The organism is Williamsia limnetica, assembly GCF_003217475.1.
GTDB lineage: Bacteria > Actinomycetota > Actinomycetes > Mycobacteriales > Mycobacteriaceae > Williamsia > Williamsia limnetica.
Genome location: NZ_QJSP01000008.1, coordinates 155,295 through 174,180, shown reverse-complemented (window position 1 = coordinate 174,180; position 18,886 = coordinate 155,295). Strand labels below are relative to the sequence as shown.

Sequence of the window (18,886 nt, the reverse complement as noted above, 5' to 3'; positions counted from 1 at the left end):
GCGTCCCACACACCTCTCGTCGGTATGCGGAGTTCAGCGGTACGGACGAAAGAAGTCTCGTAGTTCCTGTGCGTACAACTCGGGTTCTTCGAAGGGCGCGAAGTGCCCGCCGCGTGTCGGTTCGGTAACCCGCACGACGTTCGCGGTGCGCTGGAGCCAGGCCCGTGGTGGCAGTACGACATCTCCGGCGAACAGCGAAAATCCCGAGGGCACTTCCACCCGGCGGGCGTACTGCTCGGACGGGATCGCACTGTTGGCCCGGTACATCCGCATCGATGAGCCGATGGTCTGGGTGAGCCAGTACATCGTGATGTTCGTGAGCATTTCATCTTTTGTGAACGCGCGTTCGACATCGCCGTCGCAATCACTCCACGATCGCAATTTTTCGACTATCCACGCGGCGAGCCCAGCCGGTGAGTCGTTGAGCCCGGTGGCGACGGTCTGCGGTTTGGTGCGGTGCATAGCGGCGTACGCGCCCTCTGTCTGTCCCCAGGCGACGGCGCCGGCGACCCAGGTCTGCTCGGACTCACTGAGATCGGTTGGTGCACCGGGGTATAACGGGAGTCCTGCGTCGGTTCGGTGTACCGCGACGACCCGATCGGGATTGTTCAGCGCGAGATAGCGACTCACATGGCTGCCGATGTCGCCACCCGCGGCGCCGAACCGTTCGTAGCCCAGGACACGCATGAGCTCGGCCCACAGTCCCGCGACGGCGATGGAGTCCAGGGGGTCACCGGCCGGTCGATCGGAGTATCCAAAGCCCGGGACGTCGGGGACGATGACGTCAAAGGCATCGGCTGGATCCGCGCCATACGCACCCGGGTCGGTCAGAAGGGGAACAACTTTCGAGTACCGCCAGAAGGAATCCGGCCAGCCGTGGTTGAGGATGACCGGTAGTGCGGGGGTGTCGGATTTCGCCCGCGCATGGACGAAGTGGATCCCGAGTCCGCCGATCGGGACCCGGAAGCGGGGAAGCGCGTTCAACGCAGCTTCCTGAGCAGGCCAGTCGAATTCCTCGACCCAGTAGTCGATCAGTTCTCGGAGGTAGTCGACATCGGTGCCGAGCGCCCATCCACAATCCTCGGGAGCATCTGGCCACCTGGTCCTGCGCAGACGTGTCCGCAGATCCTCGAGTTCGGCGGTGGTTGTCTTCGACGTGAACGGTTCGGGCTGCTGTGGTGAGTGCGCCATGGAGCGTGATTTTACGCCAGACTCCGCTCACCCACCGCTCTGGCGTTGTGCAACGCGATCAGGATCGTCGCTGCCCGCAAAAGCGTTGGCGCAAAAAGATTTACCTACTACAGAATCACCCGCCGCTGTCACGTCTACGAGCAATCAATGCCGACGAATTCTCTGTTCGCAATACACGGTCTACCGGACCGCTGAACGCCTGACCTTGGTCGGCAATCGCCGGCGCCGTCTCGGACAGATTGACAGATAGCGTTCCTGTGCAAATGGATCGTTTGACTGAAACAGGTGTATTTGCAGCAATGTTCGGGCCATGCGGCCAATTGTCAGACGCTCATGGCATAGTCGACAACATGTTCGAAGAGCGGATGGAAGCAGCGTTCCGGGGTCTGGGGGTGTCGACTCCACATCTGCTGCGCCCGCGCGAACTCACCACGTCTATGCAGCAACTCGCTCACGTGAAAGGCCTTGCCGCCTGGTCGGAATATGCGACCGCTGCTGAGATCCATCGGCAGTTGGCCCAGCCCACCGCCGAGGTTGACGTGCGCCAACTCGACGGATGGGCACATTGCTCGGCGCGGGTAGGAGCAGCGCTCGGGGTGACGCCGGGATGGGCCGACAACGTGATCCGCCGGGGCCTGGCCTTGCGCGACCGACTGCCGCAGGTGAACGAGGCACTGCGAGCAGGCCGGGTTGCACCCCATCACGTCGGCGATATCGTCTCGCGCACTGAACTGGTCGACGGCATGCCGTGGTCGGCGTCGGTGGATGGGGAAATTGCCGAGATGTTGTGGCGCGACGGTGCCTGGTCGTCAGATCGGCTGCGCAACATGGTCGATCAGGTCGTGTTCCGCCATGACCCTGAGGGGGTTCGGGAACGCCGGGCCCGGGCCAAGGACGGCCGGAACTTCAAGCGGTACGCGACCACCGACGGGATGGCTGATGTGGTGGCGTCGATGACCGCCGAGAACGCCCTGCTCTTGGAGAAGCGGGTGCAGCAGTTGGCTACTCAGGTCTGCGGGAACGCTCCCCGCACGACGCCACAGCGTCTGTCGGATGCGATGTTCTGCGCCACCATGGACGTCGACTTCCTTTGCCAGTGCGGAGATTCCGAAGGTTGTGAGTTCGCGCGTCCGCACGACAGTGACGGCGACAGCGATGGCGGCACACAGTTCGTGGTTCACGTCGTGATGGATCAAGCGACCGTCGAAGGGCGAGCGAACAACGCCGCACTGATGGACGGTCATGGGGTGATCTCAGGTGACCACGCCCGCGAGATCGCCCGCAGACCCAACGCCCGACTTGCTCCGCTCGGTGGTGAACTGGCGAGGGATGTCCTAGATCAGCCGTCATCGGTGCCCGACTCTGCCGCAGATGACCTGCATACCCCTGCGGCGAAGGAACTGAGCCCCGAGGAGCTGCTCGACGAGATCAAGCGCCTGGTCAAAGCGAAAGAAGACGCGAAACGTCCACCAATGAAAGAATCAGACGTCCACGCAGACGAAAATGGCGCTCGGGCAGAGGAATCTTCGTCAGCTGACTTTGACGATTCGATTGATGACGAGGGCCACGCCGACCACGACCACAATCGTGTGGACAACGACCATCTTCCGCAGCCCGAGAAAGAGGCCGACTCGACCCATCCTGCGGACGGTGGCCATGCTCCGGAGGATGTGCCGCCCGACAACAGTTCCGAAGCAGCGGAGTCTGGGCACACCGACACGGCCAAGGCCAGTAATACTGCCGCTTCGCAGGCGCCGGCTTCAAAGGTGGGACTCTCCGAGGGTCCCGTCGACGCACACACCGAGCATCCGAGAACCGAATCGACAGAACCCACGGGTGAGGATTCACAACCGAACACACCGGAGCCGAAGCCTTCCGCGCCAGAATCAGAAACCGCATGTGAGCGCCCGAACCGGGCCGAACGTCGCCGGCGACGCAAACAGAAAACCGAGACAGCACTCCCGAAGTCGCAACCGGGCGACGCCTACCGGCTGTCCGCTGCCCTCAACAGGTTTGTCCGGATCCGTGATGCCTACTGCACCTTCCCCGGCTGCCGAAGGCCTGCCTGGAAGTCAGAAGCCGACCACACCGACGAATACGACCACGACAACCCCGACGCCGGGGGGCAAACCTGCGCCGAAGACACCAAATGCCTGTGCAAGTTTCATCATCTGCTCAAGACATTCGGAAACTGGGTCGACCTGCAGGAAACCGACGCGGAGGGACGTACCCGCATCGTTTTCATCAGTCCCGAAGGAGTTCCATTCCGCGGACCGGCGTGGTCTGGAGAAGACCTCTTTCCTGCGTTGCTGGACATGACCTGGCGCGAACCTGGACCTCCACGCGGAGCGCCACCTGACATGCCATCGCGCCGCCGAACCCGACTGGCGGAGAAGTATGCCCGCCGCCGAGCAGAACGGAACCGCAACCGCCGACTCCTCGAAACGCCTCCGCAGGCGCCACCTCCTACTGAGTCGTCAACCGATCTCGACGGTCCGCCACCGCCGTTCTAGCTCATCGGGGCCACTGGACGAGCACCTCGTCGCGAAATCGCTTGAGGTCGAGGATCTTTTGTTCCGTGGAGACATCGCCCCCGCTATAGAGGAGCCAGGGCATCGTCAGGATGTGGGTGACTCCGGCGTCTTCGGCATGTCGGTAGTGGTCGGCGGTGAAAGCATCGGTGAGGGGCGCAACGATGGAGAAGTCTGTGCCGGTCCGTCCGCATTCTTCACGCAGATCGCGAAGGCGGGTGGTGGTCGTGATTGCCTCATCCGTGGTCATCAGGTCGCCGATCCAGCCATCATGGTGGGCGGCTCGACGCAGAGCGCGTTCGGAGAGCCCGCCGATCAGGATCGGGATCCGTGGCGGAGTGGGGGACATCTCGACGCGGGGCACGGTGTAGCTGTCGCCGTCGAACTCGGTCCATCCGGGGGTCCACAGCGACTTCATCAGTTCGACGATCTCGTCGGTCCGCCGACCGCGCCCCTCGAACTGCGCGCCCATCAGCTCGAACTCATCTCTGCTCCAGCCCACCCCGAGGCCGAGTTCCACTCGACCACCGCTGAGTACCGACGCCGTTCCGATGGCCTTGGCCGCGGTGAACGGATCGCGCAGTGCGGCAACGTACACCGTGTTCACGAATCTCAGCCGGCTGGTGCACTGGGCGAGGCTGCCGATCAGAACCCACGGATCGGGCCAATCCGTGAACCGGTCCCAACGGCGGTTGCCGTCGCTGGTGTACGGGTAGGGCGTCGACATCTCCTCGAAATCGACGACATGATCGGGTATCCCCGGCCCGTGATACCCGAGTTCGTCTGCCGCTCGTGCGATCTCGATGATCTCCGCGGTGGGCAGAAACGCCGTGCTGATGTAGAACTTCACAAAGTAGACGTTAGTCTATGCAGGTGTCTGGCGGAACGTCGAATGCTATCGCACGTCAGAAGCCGAGGTCCCGCCCGATGAGGTCCTTCATGATCTCGGTGGTGCCTCCGAAGATGGTCTGGATCCGCACGTCCACATAGGCTTTGGCCACCGCGTATTCGTTCATGTAGCCGTACCCGCCGTGCAGCTGCAAGCAGTTGTCGATGACTTTCTTGCCCAGTTCGGTGCACCACCACTTGGCTTTGGCCGCATCGACTGCGGTCAGCTCACCGGCGACCACTCCTGCCAGGCACCTGTCGACGAACTGCTCGGCTATGTCGAGTTCGGTGGACATCTCGGCGATGGTGAACCGGTTGGCCTGGAACGAGCCGATGGGCTGACCGAATGCCTGGCGGTCCTTTGCGTACTGTAGAGTTTCCTGGTAGATGGCGCGGGCCCCGGCGATGGCGCCGATGGCGATCGACAGGCGCTCGGACGGCAAGTTCTGCATCAGATGGTAGAAGCCACGGTTCTCGGTACCCAGGAGATTTGCTGCAGGGACGCGGACGTCGGTGAAGTGCAACTCGGCGGTGTCCTGGGCCTTTTGTCCCATCTTGTCGAGTTTGCGGCCGCGTTCGAAGCCGGGCATGTCACGTTCGACGACCAGCAACGAGAACGCCTTGTGTTTGGCGGCCGGGTCGGGGTCGGTGCGGCAGACCACGATGACGAGGTCGGAGTTGATGCCGGCGGAGATGAAGGTCTTGGATCCGTTCAGCACCCAGTCGTCGCCATCGCGCTTGGCCGACGTCTTGATGCCCGACAGATCACTGCCCGCGCCGGGTTCGCTCATCGCGATCGCGCCGATGATGTCCCCGGAGGCGAACCCCGGGAGCCACCGCTGCTTCTGCTCCTCGGTGCCCAGCGACACGAGGTACGGGGCCACGATGTCGTTTTGGAGACTGAAAGACGGTGAGGCGGAACCGAACTTGGTCAGTTCTTCGACGATGACCGCGTTGAAACGGAAATCGTCGACTCCTCCGCCGCCGTATTCCTCCGGGATGTTGAAGCCGATGAGCCCGACATCGCCGCCCTTCTTGTACACCTCGCGATCGACCTGTCCGTCACGTTCCCAGGCCTCGGCGTAGGGCTTGATCTCACGTTCGATGAAGTCTCGCGCCGTGGAGCGGAGCTGTTCGTGCTCGGTCTCGAAAACAAGTCTCTTCATCGAAGCTCTCCCGTGGTTTGGCGTTTCGGCCGCGGTCCGGCCAAAAAGCTGATATCGGATTCACTTTACAGGTAGACTCGGGAATTGGAATGAAATGCGGAGTTTGTTCCATTGTGGGTAGAGTCCTGATTGGCCGCTCGATTGGTCGGCCCGGAACGATGGGGATGGTCACGCAGTGCAGACGGAAACGAAGATGAAGTTGCAGGCAGCAGCCGCAGCAGTCGTGGAGAAGTATCCGAGTTCGCCACACGCGCTGGCGCAACCACCGGCCGGTTCCGATCTCAAGCCGGTGATGGGTGACTTCGGTGCCCCGGGCATCGGACACACCCTCGCGGGTATCGCGGACCCCCTCCGGGTCGCGAGGGACCGATACGCAGAGTTCGGCCCGGTGTCCTGGTCGGGGGTCCTCGGGATGAAGATCGTGAACCTCGTCGGTCCCGAAGCCCTCCAGCAGGTCTGGTCCAACCGTGACAAGGCCTTCTCGAGTGAAGAGGGCTGGGAGCCGATGATCGGACCGTTCTTCCGTCGCGGAGTGATGCTGATGGACTTCGACGAGCACCTGCATCACCGCCGGATCCTGCAGCAGGCCTTCACCAGGCCGCGGCTCGTCGCCTATCTCGACATGATGACGTCACGGATCGTCAAGACCATGGATTCCTGGGAGCCGGAAGCCGGCTTCCCCGTCTACACCCGCAGCAAGGAGATGTTGCTCGCGATCGCGACGGAGGTGTTCGTCGGCGCACAACTGGGCCCCGAGGGGTCCAAGCTGGAACACGCATTCGAGGACGCAGTCAAAGGTGGACAGGCAATCGTCCGAGCCAATATGCCCGGTGGCACGTGGTCGAAGGGGCTGAAAGGGCGACGGGTTCTGCAGGAGTATTTCCGCGCTGAGCTGCCCGCGCGCCGCGCCGGGGACGGCGACGATCTCTTCAGCGTGCTGTGCCACAGCGAAAGCGATGAGGGACATACGTTCTCGGACGAGGACATCGTCAACCACATGATCTTCGCGATGATGGCCGCACACGATACGAGCACGCTCGCGGTGTCGATGCTCACCTACTACCTCGGACTGAATCCGCAGTGGCAGGACAGGCTCCGGGCCGAGTCGTTGGCCCTGGGCAAGCCGACCCTCGAGTACGGCGACCTCGACTCGCTACCGAGTCTCGACCTGGCATTCAAGGAAGCCCTGCGGATGAACGCCCCGGTCGGCATGCTGTTCCGGAAGACGGTGAAAGACACCGATGTGATGGGTCACTTCGTCCCTGAAGGAACCCTGGTCTCGATCAACCCCTACGCCACCATGAGGATTGCCGACTTCTGGCATGACCCGGATGTGTTCGATCCCGAGCGTTTCACGCCGGAGCGGGCGGAGGACAAGTCTCATCGGTTCGCATGGGCGCCGTTCGGCGGAGGCGCGCACAAATGCATCGGCCTGTACTTCGGTGGCATGACGGTGAAAGCGACCATGCATCAGCTTCTCCAGCGCTTCGAATGGAGCGTTCCCGACGACTATGAGATGCCGCTCGTCTGGGGCACCGGGCCGACGCCCGCAGACGGTCTTCCGATCACCCTGCGCCGGCGGACCACGGACCGGCCGGCGCAGTGAGGACAAACCGATGAGGGCGATCGCCGATCGGGACGTCTGTGAGGGACACGGGATCTGCGAATCGATCGCACCCGAGGTGTTCCAGGTCGACGACGACGGTGAGGTGTCGGTGCTGGCCCAGAACCCGCCTGAATCAGAGGTGAACGCGGTACGACTTGCCGTCGACAGTTGCCCCGTTGCGGCGTTGCTGATCGAGGACTGAAGCCACAACGCTCAGCCCAGATGCTGCAACAACGCCCGGGCTGCCGCGACCACCGTCAGGCGATCGTGGGTGATCGCATACGTGAACTTGCGGTCCGGCTTGTCCGCGGGTCCCGGATCGGACGCGATCAATGCCGCGAAGAAGTGTCTGCCCAAGACGATCACCGTCCATTCGCGGGCGAGCGGATGATCGCCGGGGATCGCTGTGCCCCGGACGGCGGGTGCGGGTTCGGTCGGCATGTCGACGGCGACCACGGCGACCAGTGAGTTCGAGGCGGCCAGCTCACCGTATCGCTGCGCGTCGGCAGCGGAAAAATGCTCTGCTCGCTGAAAATTGGCGAGAATGGTCAACGGCTCACCGGAGGCCAGTGCCTGGTCCTCGAAGTAGCGCGAGTAGCGAACCAGGACGGCGCGGGTCGCGGTGCGGGGTGGATCGGCGTCGAGCATCTCGGATGGCTTCGAAGGGATGTGCAGTGGCTTGTCGGTGAGATGCACCCTGCGCGGCGCAGGTACCGGTGGCCACCGCGTCGGCGGCAGATCGGCGGGCTTGCCAAGAAGCCATCCCTGCCCGAGGGTCGCACCGATGTCGACGGCACGCTGCCGGTGGGCTTCGGTCTCGATGCCCTCGGCAAGGATCACCGCGCCGGTGGCTTCGGCGTAGGCGGACACGGCCATGATGATGTGCAGTTGCTCGTGGCCGGGGGGACCGGCGATGAGCGCCCCGTCGAGTTTCACCACGTCCGGTGCGATCAATGACAACAGCGTCAGTGAATCGGCGTTGCGTCCGACGTCGTCGAGTGCGATACCCAGCCCCCGCCGGCGGGCGTCGGCGACAACGTTCAGCAACTGTGCCGGATCGCCGAGAAGAGCCCGCTCGGTCAACTCCAGCACCACCCGGAGACCTTTGGTCGAGGTGTCGAAGATGTTCCCCGATTCCGGTGGCCGCTCGATGAGTGCGTCGGGTTCGACGTTGACGAAGATCGTCATCCCGTCGTCGAGGTAGCCCAGGCCGGTGACGGTGTCGAGTGCAGCGTTCCGGCAGGCCCGGTCCACCTCGGACACGCGGCCGAGCGCCCGGGACCGTTCGATGACGAGGGATGGGTCCACCCCCGGCGCGTGCGGCCAGCGGGCCAGCGCCTCGGCTCCGACGATCGACCCGGTCCGCAGATCGACGATGGGTTGATACAGCGGACGCACCGCCTGCACCGATGCCGTTGACCGCAGCACGCGTTCGACCAGGGCTTCCTGGGACACCTGCGCGGGATCGCCCTCGGGATTTCGCACGTGCACCGGCTTTCCGGTAAGTGGCTCTCGAATGAACTGATCGACCGATCATCGGCGTGTTGGTGCTCACGATAGCCCGCGCACGCCGCGAGGAAGGGTAATCGGTGCGCTCGATCCGGCGGCCACTTGGCCGAGAGGTGCACACTGGAAGGCGACAGCATCGACAGGAGACACCCATGAGCAACAACGGACCGTTCGGATTCGACCCCGACGATCTCGACCGTATCGCCCGCGAGGCCAGCGAAGGCTTCCGCGACATGCTCGGCCAGGTCGCCAAGGGAATGGGCCAATCGGGGGCAAACAGCAACCCGCTGGCAGCGATGTTCAGCGAGACGATGTTCCGAAGCGCGGCACAGCAGACCAAGCAGCCGGCGCCCACGCGTGAGACGACGGGCGAGACCGGCGACGGCGTGTGGGCCATCTACACCGTCGACGACGACGGGACGGCACGCATCGACCAGGTCTTCTCATCCGAACTCGACGCCCTGCGGGCACACAAGGACAACGTCGACGTGCGCCGCCGCGTCCGATTCCTGCCCTACGGTGTCTCGGTGGGAGTGCTCGACGACGGCGAGTCCTGAGCTCGCTCGGTCCCGCCTCAGATCCAGCCGTGCTTACGTGCCTTGAGGGCGGCCTCGTACCGGTTGGACGCGCCGAGTTTCGCCATCGCCGACGACAGGTAATTGCGAGCGGTTCCGGGGGACAGGTGTGCGCGGGTGGCGATCTCGTCCACGGAGGCGCCGTCGATGGCGAACTCCAGGACGTCGGCCTCTCGCGCGGTGAGTATGGTGTCGCCCGCACTGATGGCCTCGGCGGCCAGTTGTGGGTCGACGTGGCGACCACCGCTGTGGACGGTGCGGATCACCTCGGCCAGAGTCGCCGCCGACGCCGTCTTCGGAAGAAATCCTCGTACCCCCGCCGTCAGTGCTCGCTTGAGATATCCAGGGCGGCCGTGGCTGGTGACGATCAGAATCCCGGCACCAGGGGTGAGAGACAGTATCTCGATGGCGGTGTCGATGCCGTCGAGACCGGGCATCTGCAGGTCGATGACGGCGACCGCCACGGCATCGTCGCCCGCGATCCGGGCGCGCCACGCGGTGAGAAGATCTTCGCCGGAGTCGACGTGGCCTGCGACCTCCAGATCGTCTTCGAGGTCGAGGAGCGCGGCCATGGCTGTGCGGATGAGGGTTTCGTCATCGGCCAGTAGGACTGGAATCATGGTTCTCCCATAGTATTTCGAGTATGAAACCGTCGCCGGTGACAGCGGTGTCGAGGCGGGCGCCGGCCGCGGAGAGTCGCTCGGCGAGTCCTTTGAGCCCCGAACGCTCATCGGTCGCCAACGATGCGTCCGGGGCGCCGTTGTTGCGCAACGACATTCCACCGCTGCCGAGGGTGAGAGTCGCAGCGGTCGCGGCTGAGTGCTTGACGATATTGGTGGTGCCTTCCCGGACCGCCCACGCGGCGACCTCGTGGAAGGGCCCGGGTACCTTCGACGCGTCGCCCTCGACCGCGAGGTCGCAACCTGCGGCCTTCAGCAGGGAGCGGGCACCGGCCACCTCGCCCTCGAGGTCGATGCCGCGGTACCCCCGGACGAGTTCGCGCATCTGGTCCATCGATTCGACGGCGAGCGCCTTGACCTCGTCCATCTCGGTCGCTGCGCGGTCGGCTGCAGAGGCTCGGACCAGCGTCGCCGCGAGCTCGCTCTTCACCGCGATCGCCGAGAAGCTCCTTCCCACGACATCGTGGAGGTCGCGGGAGAAACGCAGTCGCTCTTCGGCGACCCGCAGCCTTGCCTCGACGGTCCTGGTGCGTTCGAGTTCATCGACGATTCGCAATCCCCACAGCGTTGCCAGCGTGGTGATGACCATGAAGCCGCCGACGAAGAAGATGACCGCCGTCAGTTGCAGCCCGGACGCCGGCGTCGATCCGAAGACAAGCCCGGTGGCGATGCTGATGACAATTAAAATCCACCACTTTCGCCGGGTGAAGGACACCACAGACAGGGACGCCAGCAGGGCCGCATACGTGCCTGTGGCTCGCGCCGCATCGACATCGGTCTCGGTTGGGATTCTGTTCGCGACGATCGCGCAGAGCGTCCACGAGACGATCAGCACCCCAGTGGCGACCGGAAACATCCAGCGCTGAAAAGCTCTGGGGGACCAGGTGGCCAGATCGTGTTGAGCCTGGATGGCCATGACGGCCGCGATGCCTGACACGGCAATCGTGACCGCCGCCCAGGGGGTGGAGACCGCGGTGACTGCGGCGATGACAGCGACCGCGGCAATGGCCCCCTGGAGCGTGAGTTGGGTGTAGAGCCGGAACTTCTCCGGCCCGGTCAGCCCATGCCACCAGGAGGACACCGCGATCACCTTGTTCACCTGCGGTCGTCCCACCGGAAGCTTGTCGCGATCAGGGCGAGCGCCAGCACGGTCCATAGACCCAGTGTCGCAAGCGGTTGGCCCATCTCGGTGAAGGTACCCGCGAAGTCCGTCGCGGCGATCGAGTCTTCCGCGGTGGCGAGCTTGCCCGAGGCACCGAGGGAGATGAGGTCCGACAGTGCTGCGAACGGGGTCCAGTCGGCGGCTGCTGCCATCCGCTCGGGCAGGATGTCGCGGATCGATGTCAGACCGACGAACGCGAGGATCATGACCGGCATCGACGTGATCTGTGCGGCCTCTGCGTTCTTGGTGACGGCGCTTGTTGCCAGACCCAGCAGAGAGAACACGATGATGCCGGCGACCAGGCCGATCACGAGTGCCACGGCGTTCACGGGGGCGGGCGCGCCCGCGCCGTAGATCACCCCGGCGACGATGACACCGCCGACGACGGTGAGCAGCGCGCTCGGTACTGCGGGCGCGGCCTGGATCTGCCAGTCGGAGGCCTCGCCGGTGCGCAGTCGCTTGAGCACGCCTTCGCCGCGGCGCGTGGTGATCAGCGACAGCACCGAATAGTACTGCACGAAGAGGAACGCCATCAGCGCGAACATCTCGAGTCCGGTGGTCGCGACCTCGGCGGTGGACCCCGAGTCGTTGCGTGCCAGAAAGAACGACACCAACGGCAACGCGACGGGAAACACCGTTCCCATGATGACGAGGGTCTTGTTCCGGCGGAACTGTCGGTACTCGGCCTTGGACAGGGCGGCGAGTGGACGTCGGCCGAAGCCGACTCCGGCGGTGGCGGGTGGGCTCATGGTGGTCATCGTGATGCTCCGATCATGTCGGTGGAGGGCGCCGATGCGTCGGCGGGGTCGTCGGCGATGTCGAGGAACACCGATTCGAGTGAGGCTGCGCGGGCTTCGAGCCCGCGCAGGTGCAGGCCGTGCCCGCCGGCCCAGGCCAGCACTTCGGACAGGTGCATCTGCAGATCATGGGTGTAGATGGTCACCCGCGACTGTGCATCGATCTGTGCGCCGTGCAGCGGTGGCAGGGGCAATCCGGGGTGATCGAACACGATGCGCGCCGGATGCTGGTCGACGATCTCGCGCAGCGATCCGCGGCGCGCGATCTGCCCCTTGTGCATGATCGCGATGGTGTCGGCGAGGGTCTCGGCCTCGTCGAGGTAGTGCGTGGTCAGGACCATGGTCACCCCGGCGGCCTTGAGGCCGGCGAGCAGATGCCAGGTGGCGCGGCGACTCTCGGGGTCGAGTCCGGTGGTCGGTTCGTCGAGGAACAACAGTCGCGGTTGACCGAGCAGGGCGCAGGCCAGATCCACTCGGCGCTTCTCCCCGCCCGACAGCGACCCGACCCGAACGTGTGCGCGATCGGTCAGATCGACCTGCGCCAGCACTGCGTCGGCGGTCGTGGGATTGCTACAGGTGCCGCGCCACATCTCCAGGGTTTCGGCGATGGTCAGCTCGGCGGGCAGGCCGCCGGACTGCAACATGATGCCGACCTGTGGCCGAACCAGCTTGCGGTCCTTGCGCGGGTCCAGACCGAATACCTCCACATCGCCGTCGGTGGGTGCCTCGAGACCTTCGAGAAGGTCGAACGTGGAGGTCTTGCCTGCGCCGTTGGTACCGAGGAGGGCGAACACCTCACCCTCCGCGACATCGAGGTCGATTCCCCTGACCGCTTCGAATGCGGTGTCGCCGTGGCCGTAGACCCGGCGGAGACCGCGGGCGGTGATGGCGTTGCTCATCGCGAACCCCACTTCCGGCTGCCGATGGCCCAGCGGATCGCGAAGTTCACGACAGTCGCTGCGATGGCGATCGCCACGAAGACGACCGGCGGCGCGAATATGGCCACGATGATGGCGACCAGGACGAAGGTGCTCAAGATGACGGCGACTTCGCGGCCCCGGGTCGGGGCCGGACCGAAGCGCATTGCGTCCGACATGAGATTGCTCAGTGGTGAGTCGTTCTGTGTTGTGGTCATGGCAACAACCCTGGTCGAGTCCAGCCGCCGGCAGTAGTGCGCGCAATCATCGATAACGCCTGGCTGTTGCACTGAAGGTCCATGACAAAAGTCATCGGTTGCCCGGGGCTCGGGGCCGTTCTGCCCCTGCGTGCCTGCACCGCCTGTTGAAACCGGAGGGTTCGGGCTACGATAGGAGAGTATCGCTCTCATTTTGGAGAATATCGATTCCTTGAGAACGCGGTAAGAGATCACGGACCACGCCTCGCCGGCAGGTGTGGCCAAAGTAATCGAGCGTCAAGAGAGGCTGAGGATGTCATCCAACGAACAACAGCGGTCATCCAACGAAGAACAGCGCCAACCCGAGTCGACCGAGGCTGCCGATGGTGTGCTTGCGCCGGCGACGCCGGGCGCGGAGAACCTGGGATCGCCGGATGGCCCGGCCGCAACCGACGGTTCGGGCTCACCCGATGAAGATGTGTTGGCTCCCGCCACCCCCGGGGCAGAGATCCTGGGTACCCCGGAGGACGAATCGGGAGAAACCCGGTGACCAAGAGTTCTCCTCGTCCCCGCCGCTCGACCCTGGCGGTGCCCGGCTCGAGTCTGAAGATGATCGACAAAGCGCGGGCGCTGAAGTCCGATGCGCTGTTCCTCGATCTCGAGGACGCCTGCGCCCCTGCCGCGAAACCGGCCGGCCGCGAGAACATCGTGAAGTCGCTCAACGAAGGCGGATTCGGGGACCGGGTACGCACGGTCCGGATCAATGACTGGACCACCGAGTGGACATATCGGGATGTCGTCGACGTCGTCGGTGGCGCCGGTGCGAACCTCGACTGCCTCATGCTCCCGAAAACTCAAGACGCGGCGCAGGTTCAAGCGCTCGACCTACTCGTCACCCAGATCGAGAAGGCAGAAGGACTCGAGGTCGGCCGGATCGGGTTCGAGATCCAGATCGAAAACGCGAAGGGGCTCTTGGCCCTCGATGCGATCGCAGGCGCAAGCCCCCGCGTCGAGACCTTGATCTTCGGGCCGGCCGACTTCATGGCGTCGATACAGATGAAATCGCTTGTGGTGGGCGAGCAACCGCCCGGCTATGACGTCGGCGACGCCTATCACCACATCCTGATGAGCATTCTCATGGCGGCGCGCGCGCACGATTTGCAGGCCGTCGACGGCCCGTACCTCGCGATCAAGGATCTCGACGGCTTCAAGCGTGTTGCGGGTCGGGCTGCGGCTCTCGGATTCGACGGCAAATGGGCTCTTCATCCGACCCAGATCGACGACCTCAACGAGATATTCAGTCCTCGCCAGAACGACTTCGACCACGCGGAGAACATTCTCGACGCGTATGCGTGGTGTACATCCGAAACGGGCGGAGCGCGCGGTGCGGCGATGCTGGGCGACGAGATGATCGATGAGGCGTCTCGCAAGATGGCTCTGGTGATCTCGGCGAAGGGTCGTGCGGCGGGTATGAACCGACAGGATCGATGGGTCGCGCCCGATTCCGAGTAAGACCGACCACAGACCTTGTTTGATATATCAGTTGTGGACTAATATATGCATATGGCATCCGCAGATCTGTTCAAGGCCGCTTTCCGTGGGCACCCCGGCGGCGTCTCGGTGATCACCGCCGACGCCGGCGCGGGGCCCGTCGCCCTGACGGCGACCTCGGTGTCGTCGGTGAGTGTCGACCCGCCGCTGCTGATGTTCTCGGTGTCGCACCAATCCTCGAGTACGGCGACCATCCGCGCCGCCGAGACAGTGGTGGTCCACCTGCTCAGCGTCGATGAACTGCAGATAGCCAAGTTGGGTGCCACCAGCGGCATCGACCGCTTTGCCGACAGTTCCATCTGGTCGAGGCTGCCCACCGGGGAGCCCCATTTCCCGGCGGCGCGTACGTGGATCCGCGGCAAGGTGGTCTCTCAGATGGACGCGGGAAGTTCGACGGTCATCGCGGTCGAAGCACTAGAGATCAAGGATGTGGCAGATGAATGCTCAAGTGCTCCATTGGTTTACCACGACCGGACGTGGCATGCGCTCGGTGAGGGTTCGCGCGTGGAGTGATTGCGCTGTGCGCCGGCGACCGTGTCGGATTTCAGCGCGAGCCGGTGGGACCCTGCCGGAGAATGTGGGCGCTGAGAAGCTCGGCGGGCCCGCGGAAGTGATCTTCGCTGACTCGCCGAGCCGCGGCGCCGTCTCGGTTGGCCAGGGCGGTGACCAAGGCGTCGTGGTCGTCCAGCGAACACGGCACATGCTCCGGGAACAGTTCGAAGAAACGCCGCGGGATCATCCGGCCTGCATCCCCGAGCATCGCCTGCAGCCGGGGCGATCCGCAGGCCTTGTTGATCTCGCGGTGAAAGAGCCAGTTCAAGGTGGCTATATCGTCTCCGGTCTGGACTGCGACGTGAATTTCGCGGTTGAGTTCCCGGATGCGGAGAAGGTCTCGGGGGCCGATCTTCTCGGCCGCCCACTGCGCTGCCACGCCCGACAAGGCGGCCATGATGGTGAAGTTCTCCATCGTCGTCTCTGCCGAGACCCCGATGACGGTGACCCCGCTGCGCTGGGCGACCTTGACGAGTCCCTCTTGTGCCAAGGTGAGGCAGGCCTCGCGGACGGGCGTCCGGCTCGTACCGAATTCCGTTGCGTACGAGTCGAGATCAATTCGATCACCGGCCGTGAGCAGGCCCGAGAGAATTCGGTCGCGAAGTACGTTCCCGACGCGTTCGCGCTCGGTTCGCCGACCCGCGCCACCTTCTCTGACCTCACCGACGACCCAGGGGCCGTGATCGCTGTCGCTCACCGTACACATCCTCTTCTACGTCTCGCGCACGTGACGTCTGGTTCGCCCGCGCAGGGGTTCCGGCCGTTCGCGCCGCCGCTGCCCTGTGGCCAGGATATGGACCCCGGGCTCGGGTCGGGTAACTCGTCCGTTCGAATGCGACCGGATGCGGGGCGAATCGTTGCACCGCTTGACGGCGGATCCTTCTAAGTTCAATATATCAATAAACCATTGATATTTCAGTGCGCCTCGCAAACGAGGCGCTGAGGTGAGGATGAACCACATGACGACTCGTAGAACTGACCAGATGACCCTGGTGGCATTCATGCAGGCGTCGAACGTCTCGGTGTATGCCGGCTCGTGGAGGTACAAGAACTCGGCTCGGGACTACCTCGACCTGAAGTACTACCAGCGCATCGCCCGGGTCCTGGAAGAAGGACGATTCGATCTGATGTTCTTCGACGACCGGCTCGCGATGCCGTCGATCTACGGCGACTCGGCCGACGACGCCGTTCGCTACGGTGCCCGGCCGATCAAGCTCGATCTGACCGCCATCCTGGGCGCTGCCGCGGCCGCCACGGAGAACCTCGGTCTCGGCGCGACGTACTCGACCACCTACTACGAGCCGTTCCACGTCGCTCGGACCTTCGCCACACTCGACCACCTCAGCGGTGGCCGGGCGGCGTGGAATGTCGTCACCTCGGTGAACGATGCCGAGGCCCGCAACTTCAGCGTGGACAGCCACACCGAGCACGACCGTCGCTACGACCGCGCCGAGGAGTTCATCGACGTGGTCAGCCGTCTGTGGGATTCGTGGGAAGAGGACGCCATCGTCGGTGACCAGGAGAGCGGGCACTTCGCCGATCCCGAGAAGGTCCACGAGATCAACCACAAGGGCGAGTTCTTCAGCGTGCGTGGCCCGTTGACGGTTCCCCGAACCCCGCAGGGGCGCCCGGTCATCATCCAGGCAGGCAGCTCTGGCCGTGGCCGTGAGTTCGCAGCGAAATGGGCCGACCTCATCTTCACCGGCGCGCCGAGTCAGGCCGTTGCCACCGACCAGTACACCCAGCAGAAGGCTCTGGCCACCGAGATCGGCCGCGACGCGGACAAGGTTCGGCTCCTGCCGATGGTGTACGTGATCGTCGGCGAAACCGAGGAGATCGCACGGAGCAAGGAAGCGATCTTCCTCAACGAACTGGTACATCCGATGGCGTCGCTGACCCTGCTGTCGGAGGTCACCAACTTCGACTTCGCAGGTTATTCGTTGGACGATGTGGTGACCGACGAGCTGATCAACTCGATCTCGGGCATTCGCGGTCTGGTGCAGGGCGTCAAGAAGCACGTCGGCGCCGACGTCGAGCTCACACTGCGGGTACTCGCCAACCATCGCGCGACCCTGCTGCAGGGCCCGCGGTTCGTCGGTACGGCCGCGCAGATCGCTGACCAGATGGATGACTGGTTCCAAGCTCGCTCCTGCGACGGATTCGTGATCGCGGCAACGCATTTCCCGGGTGCATTCGAGGACTTCGTGCGCATGGTCGTACCCGAGCTGCAGCAGCGGGGTCTGACCCGGACCGAATACGCCGGACCCACCCTGCGCGAGAACCTCGGCCTCGAACAACCGGCGAACTCCTTCGCAACCGACCAGGAGAGCGCGCGTGTCTGACGTTCGACCCACTGCTGCACCGGGCCCCAGAAGTGAGATGCTGGCCGGTATCAGGGTGCTCGACATGGCTTCACTGGCGGCTGCGCCACTGGCGGCGACCTACCTGGGGGAGTTCGGTGCCGATGTGATCAAGGTCGAACAGCCCCAAGGTGGGGACGCCATCCGAGGCTGGGGCGTTCAAAAGGACGGCGTCGGTCTGATGTGGAAGAGCGTCGGACGCAACAAGCGTTCCGTCACGATCGACCTCCGAAAGGAAGAGGGACAGTCGCTCGTTCGTGAGTTGGCGGCCAAGTGCGACGTCGTCATCGCCAATACACGGCCGCACACCCTCACCAAGTGGGGATTGGATTATGCGGCCCTCTCTGCCGAGAATCCGAAGCTGGTCATGCTCCACGTCACCGGATTCGGTCTGAGTGGCCCCAAGTCCTCGCGGCCCGGCTTCGGCACCCTCGGCGAGGCGATGAGCGGATTCGCCCACACCACGGGCGAAGCCGACGGACCGCCGACGCTGCCCGCGTTCATGCTCGCCGATGGAGTGGCGTCGCTCAACGCGGCGTACGCGATCATGATGGCGCTCTATCACCGCGATGTCCACGGCAGTGACGGCCAACTCATCGACATCAACCTCGTTGACCCGCTGGCGCGTTTGCTGGAGCAATCTCTGCTGACCTACGACCAGACGGGGAAGGTCCCGCATCGCGCGGGTAACCGCTGGAACATCTCCGCGCCACGGAACACCTACCGGACCAAGGACGACAAGTGGCTCGCGATGTCGGGCAGTGCGCCCACCATCGCGCTCCGGGTCTTCCGCGCCATCGGTCGTGACGATCTTGCCGAGCATCCCGATTTCTCTGATCCGCAGCGTCGGCTGGGGCGCGCCGAGGAAGTCGACGCGGTGGTGGCGGAATGGATTCTGCAGCAGACGCTGGAGGAGGCCATGCGCGTCTTCGAGGAACAGGAGATCGCCGCGGCACCGGTGTACGACATCTCCGACCTCATCGACGACGACCAGATGCAGGCCCGTCAGGTGTTCGTCCGTATCGACGACGACGAACTCGAGAGCATGCTGGTACAGGCGCCGGTTCCGCGATTCTCCGGTAGCGCCGGCATCGTCGACACACTCGGACCCAAGCTCGGTCAACACACCAACGAAGTGCTCGCCGAGGTCCTTGGTCTCGACGACTCGCACATCGGCGACCTCCGCACCCGAAAGGTCATCTGA

General features: G+C 64.3%; 19 protein-coding genes. 9 read left to right on the top strand and 10 right to left on the bottom strand.

What is annotated here, in order from left to right; translation table 11 throughout:
- Window positions 1-33: 33 nt before the first annotated feature.
- Window positions 34-1,191, bottom strand: coding sequence for an epoxide hydrolase family protein (locus tag DFR67_RS14905; protein ID WP_110470286.1), 1,158 nt, complete (start codon window positions 1,189-1,191; stop codon window positions 34-36).
- Window positions 1,192-1,541: 350 nt separating this feature from the next.
- Here DFR67_RS14905 and DFR67_RS14900 point away from each other — a divergent pair, with 350 nt between their 5' ends.
- Window positions 1,542-3,704 carry an HNH endonuclease signature motif containing protein gene (locus DFR67_RS14900; RefSeq protein ID WP_110470285.1) on the top strand — a complete coding sequence of 721 codons (2,163 nt, stop codon included), beginning with the start codon at window positions 1,542-1,544 and terminating at the stop codon, window positions 3,702-3,704.
- 1 nt (window position 3,705) lies between these two features.
- On the opposite strand, the gene DFR67_RS14895 is transcribed toward DFR67_RS14900, so the two are convergent.
- Both DFR67_RS14895 and DFR67_RS14890 read right to left on the bottom strand, forming a co-directional pair.
- The gene (locus DFR67_RS14895; RefSeq protein ID WP_110470284.1) at window positions 3,706-4,572 is read right to left on the bottom strand and encodes a TIGR03619 family F420-dependent LLM class oxidoreductase; all 867 of its coding nucleotides are present in this window, start codon (window positions 4,570-4,572) and stop codon (window positions 3,706-3,708) included.
- A gap of 55 nt (window positions 4,573-4,627) precedes the next feature.
- On the bottom strand, window positions 4,628-5,776 hold the full coding sequence (locus tag DFR67_RS14890) for an acyl-CoA dehydrogenase family protein (protein ID WP_110470283.1): 1,149 nt from the start codon (window positions 5,774-5,776) through the stop codon (window positions 4,628-4,630).
- 193 nt (window positions 5,777-5,969) lie between these two features.
- Here DFR67_RS14890 and DFR67_RS14885 point away from each other — a divergent pair, with 193 nt between their 5' ends.
- Window positions 5,970-7,382: a cytochrome P450 gene (locus tag DFR67_RS14885; RefSeq protein WP_110470414.1), complete on the top strand. Its 1,413-nt coding sequence runs from the start codon at window positions 5,970-5,972 to the stop codon at window positions 7,380-7,382.
- Between the two features lie 10 nt (window positions 7,383-7,392).
- The gene (locus DFR67_RS14880; RefSeq protein ID WP_110470282.1) at window positions 7,393-7,584 is read left to right on the top strand and encodes a ferredoxin; all 192 of its coding nucleotides are present in this window, start codon (window positions 7,393-7,395) and stop codon (window positions 7,582-7,584) included.
- An 11-nt stretch (window positions 7,585-7,595) separates the two neighbouring features.
- Here the strand turns inward: DFR67_RS14880 and DFR67_RS14875 are convergent, their stop codons facing one another.
- Window positions 7,596-8,867, bottom strand: a complete 1,272-nt coding sequence (locus DFR67_RS14875) for a sensor domain-containing phosphodiesterase (RefSeq protein WP_146240445.1) — start codon at window positions 8,865-8,867, stop codon at window positions 7,596-7,598.
- A gap of 176 nt (window positions 8,868-9,043) precedes the next feature.
- Between DFR67_RS14875 and DFR67_RS14870 the strand changes: the two genes are divergently transcribed.
- Window positions 9,044-9,448, top strand: a complete 405-nt coding sequence (locus tag DFR67_RS14870; protein WP_110470280.1) for a hypothetical protein — start codon at window positions 9,044-9,046, stop codon at window positions 9,446-9,448.
- A gap of 17 nt (window positions 9,449-9,465) precedes the next feature.
- Here DFR67_RS14870 and DFR67_RS14865 read toward each other — a convergent pair whose 3' ends face one another.
- Genes DFR67_RS14865 through DFR67_RS14845 form a run of 5 tightly spaced genes read right to left on the bottom strand, consistent with a single transcriptional unit; the run spans window position 9,466 to window position 13,240 of the window.
- On the bottom strand, window positions 9,466-10,086 hold the full coding sequence (locus DFR67_RS14865; protein ID WP_110470279.1) for a response regulator transcription factor: 621 nt from the start codon (window positions 10,084-10,086) through the stop codon (window positions 9,466-9,468).
- Window positions 10,061-11,302, bottom strand: coding sequence for a sensor histidine kinase (locus tag DFR67_RS14860; RefSeq protein ID WP_110470413.1), 1,242 nt, complete (start codon window positions 11,300-11,302; stop codon window positions 10,061-10,063). The genes DFR67_RS14865 and DFR67_RS14860 overlap by 26 nt, the downstream gene beginning before the upstream one ends.
- Window positions 11,242-12,057, bottom strand: coding sequence for an ABC transporter permease (locus DFR67_RS14855; protein WP_342766735.1), 816 nt, complete (start codon window positions 12,055-12,057; stop codon window positions 11,242-11,244). Before DFR67_RS14855 ends, DFR67_RS14860 begins: the two co-directional genes overlap by 61 nt.
- A 5-nt stretch (window positions 12,058-12,062) precedes the next feature.
- On the bottom strand, window positions 12,063-13,004 hold the full coding sequence (locus DFR67_RS14850; RefSeq protein WP_110470412.1) for an ABC transporter ATP-binding protein: 942 nt from the start codon (window positions 13,002-13,004) through the stop codon (window positions 12,063-12,065).
- Window positions 13,001-13,240, bottom strand: a complete 240-nt coding sequence (locus DFR67_RS14845; protein ID WP_110470277.1) for a hypothetical protein — start codon at window positions 13,238-13,240, stop codon at window positions 13,001-13,003. Before DFR67_RS14845 ends, DFR67_RS14850 begins: the two co-directional genes overlap by 4 nt.
- A 292-nt stretch (window positions 13,241-13,532) precedes the next feature.
- Here DFR67_RS14845 and DFR67_RS14840 point away from each other — a divergent pair, with 292 nt between their 5' ends.
- Genes DFR67_RS14840 through DFR67_RS14830 form a run of 3 tightly spaced genes read left to right on the top strand, consistent with a single transcriptional unit; the run spans window position 13,533 to window position 15,283 of the window.
- Entirely contained in the window at window positions 13,533-13,769 is a 237-nt protein-coding gene (locus DFR67_RS14840; RefSeq protein ID WP_110470276.1) for a hypothetical protein, read from the top strand.
- A complete protein-coding gene (locus DFR67_RS14835; RefSeq protein ID WP_281268340.1) occupies window positions 13,766-14,731 on the top strand; it encodes an HpcH/HpaI aldolase/citrate lyase family protein in 966 nt (321 codons plus the stop codon). The genes DFR67_RS14840 and DFR67_RS14835 overlap by 4 nt, the downstream gene beginning before the upstream one ends.
- A 51-nt stretch (window positions 14,732-14,782) precedes the next feature.
- Entirely contained in the window at window positions 14,783-15,283 is a 501-nt protein-coding gene (locus DFR67_RS14830; RefSeq protein WP_245937961.1) for a flavin reductase family protein, read from the top strand.
- Between the two features lie 31 nt (window positions 15,284-15,314).
- Here DFR67_RS14830 and DFR67_RS14825 read toward each other — a convergent pair whose 3' ends face one another.
- Window positions 15,315-16,019: a GntR family transcriptional regulator gene (locus DFR67_RS14825; RefSeq protein WP_245937960.1), complete on the bottom strand. Its 705-nt coding sequence runs from the start codon at window positions 16,017-16,019 to the stop codon at window positions 15,315-15,317.
- A gap of 262 nt (window positions 16,020-16,281) precedes the next feature.
- Here DFR67_RS14825 and DFR67_RS14820 point away from each other — a divergent pair, with 262 nt between their 5' ends.
- Window positions 16,282-17,664: an LLM class flavin-dependent oxidoreductase gene (locus DFR67_RS14820; RefSeq protein WP_211325059.1), complete on the top strand. Its 1,383-nt coding sequence runs from the start codon at window positions 16,282-16,284 to the stop codon at window positions 17,662-17,664.
- A 37-nt stretch (window positions 17,665-17,701) separates the two neighbouring features.
- Window positions 17,702-18,886 (top strand): CaiB/BaiF CoA transferase family protein, encoded by a 1,185-nt coding sequence (locus DFR67_RS14815; protein WP_110470273.1) that lies wholly within the window; start codon window positions 17,702-17,704, stop codon window positions 18,884-18,886.

Excerpts from the sequence above, each read along its gene's own strand:
- DFR67_RS14905 (WP_110470286.1), bottom strand. The coding sequence starts at position 1,191 with ATGGCGCACTCACCACAGCAGCCCGAACCGTTCACGTCGAAGACAACC.
- DFR67_RS14860 (WP_110470413.1), bottom strand. The coding sequence starts at position 11,302 with ATGGACCGTGCTGGCGCTCGCCCTGATCGCGACAAGCTTCCGGTGGGA.
- DFR67_RS14845 (WP_110470277.1), bottom strand. The coding sequence starts at position 13,240 with ATGACCACAACACAGAACGACTCACCACTGAGCAATCTCATGTCGGAC.
- DFR67_RS14870 (WP_110470280.1), top strand. The coding sequence starts at position 9,044 with ATGAGCAACAACGGACCGTTCGGATTCGACCCCGACGATCTCGACCGT.
- DFR67_RS14830 (WP_245937961.1), top strand. The coding sequence starts at position 14,783 with ATGGCATCCGCAGATCTGTTCAAGGCCGCTTTCCGTGGGCACCCCGGC.
- DFR67_RS14880 (WP_110470282.1), top strand. The coding sequence starts at position 7,393 with ATGAGGGCGATCGCCGATCGGGACGTCTGTGAGGGACACGGGATCTGC.
- DFR67_RS14815 (WP_110470273.1), top strand. The coding sequence starts at position 17,702 with ATGCTGGCCGGTATCAGGGTGCTCGACATGGCTTCACTGGCGGCTGCG.
- DFR67_RS14890 (WP_110470283.1), bottom strand. The coding sequence starts at position 5,776 with ATGAAGAGACTTGTTTTCGAGACCGAGCACGAACAGCTCCGCTCCACG.
- DFR67_RS14855 (WP_342766735.1), bottom strand. The coding sequence starts at position 12,057 with ATGAGCCCACCCGCCACCGCCGGAGTCGGCTTCGGCCGACGTCCACTC.
- DFR67_RS14885 (WP_110470414.1), top strand. The coding sequence starts at position 5,970 with ATGAAGTTGCAGGCAGCAGCCGCAGCAGTCGTGGAGAAGTATCCGAGT.
- DFR67_RS14865 (WP_110470279.1), bottom strand. The coding sequence starts at position 10,086 with ATGATTCCAGTCCTACTGGCCGATGACGAAACCCTCATCCGCACAGCC.
- DFR67_RS14820 (WP_211325059.1), top strand. The coding sequence starts at position 16,282 with ATGACGACTCGTAGAACTGACCAGATGACCCTGGTGGCATTCATGCAG.
- DFR67_RS14900 (WP_110470285.1), top strand. The coding sequence starts at position 1,542 with ATGTTCGAAGAGCGGATGGAAGCAGCGTTCCGGGGTCTGGGGGTGTCG.
- DFR67_RS14840 (WP_110470276.1), top strand. The coding sequence starts at position 13,533 with ATGTCATCCAACGAACAACAGCGGTCATCCAACGAAGAACAGCGCCAA.
- DFR67_RS14850 (WP_110470412.1), bottom strand. The coding sequence starts at position 13,004 with ATGAGCAACGCCATCACCGCCCGCGGTCTCCGCCGGGTCTACGGCCAC.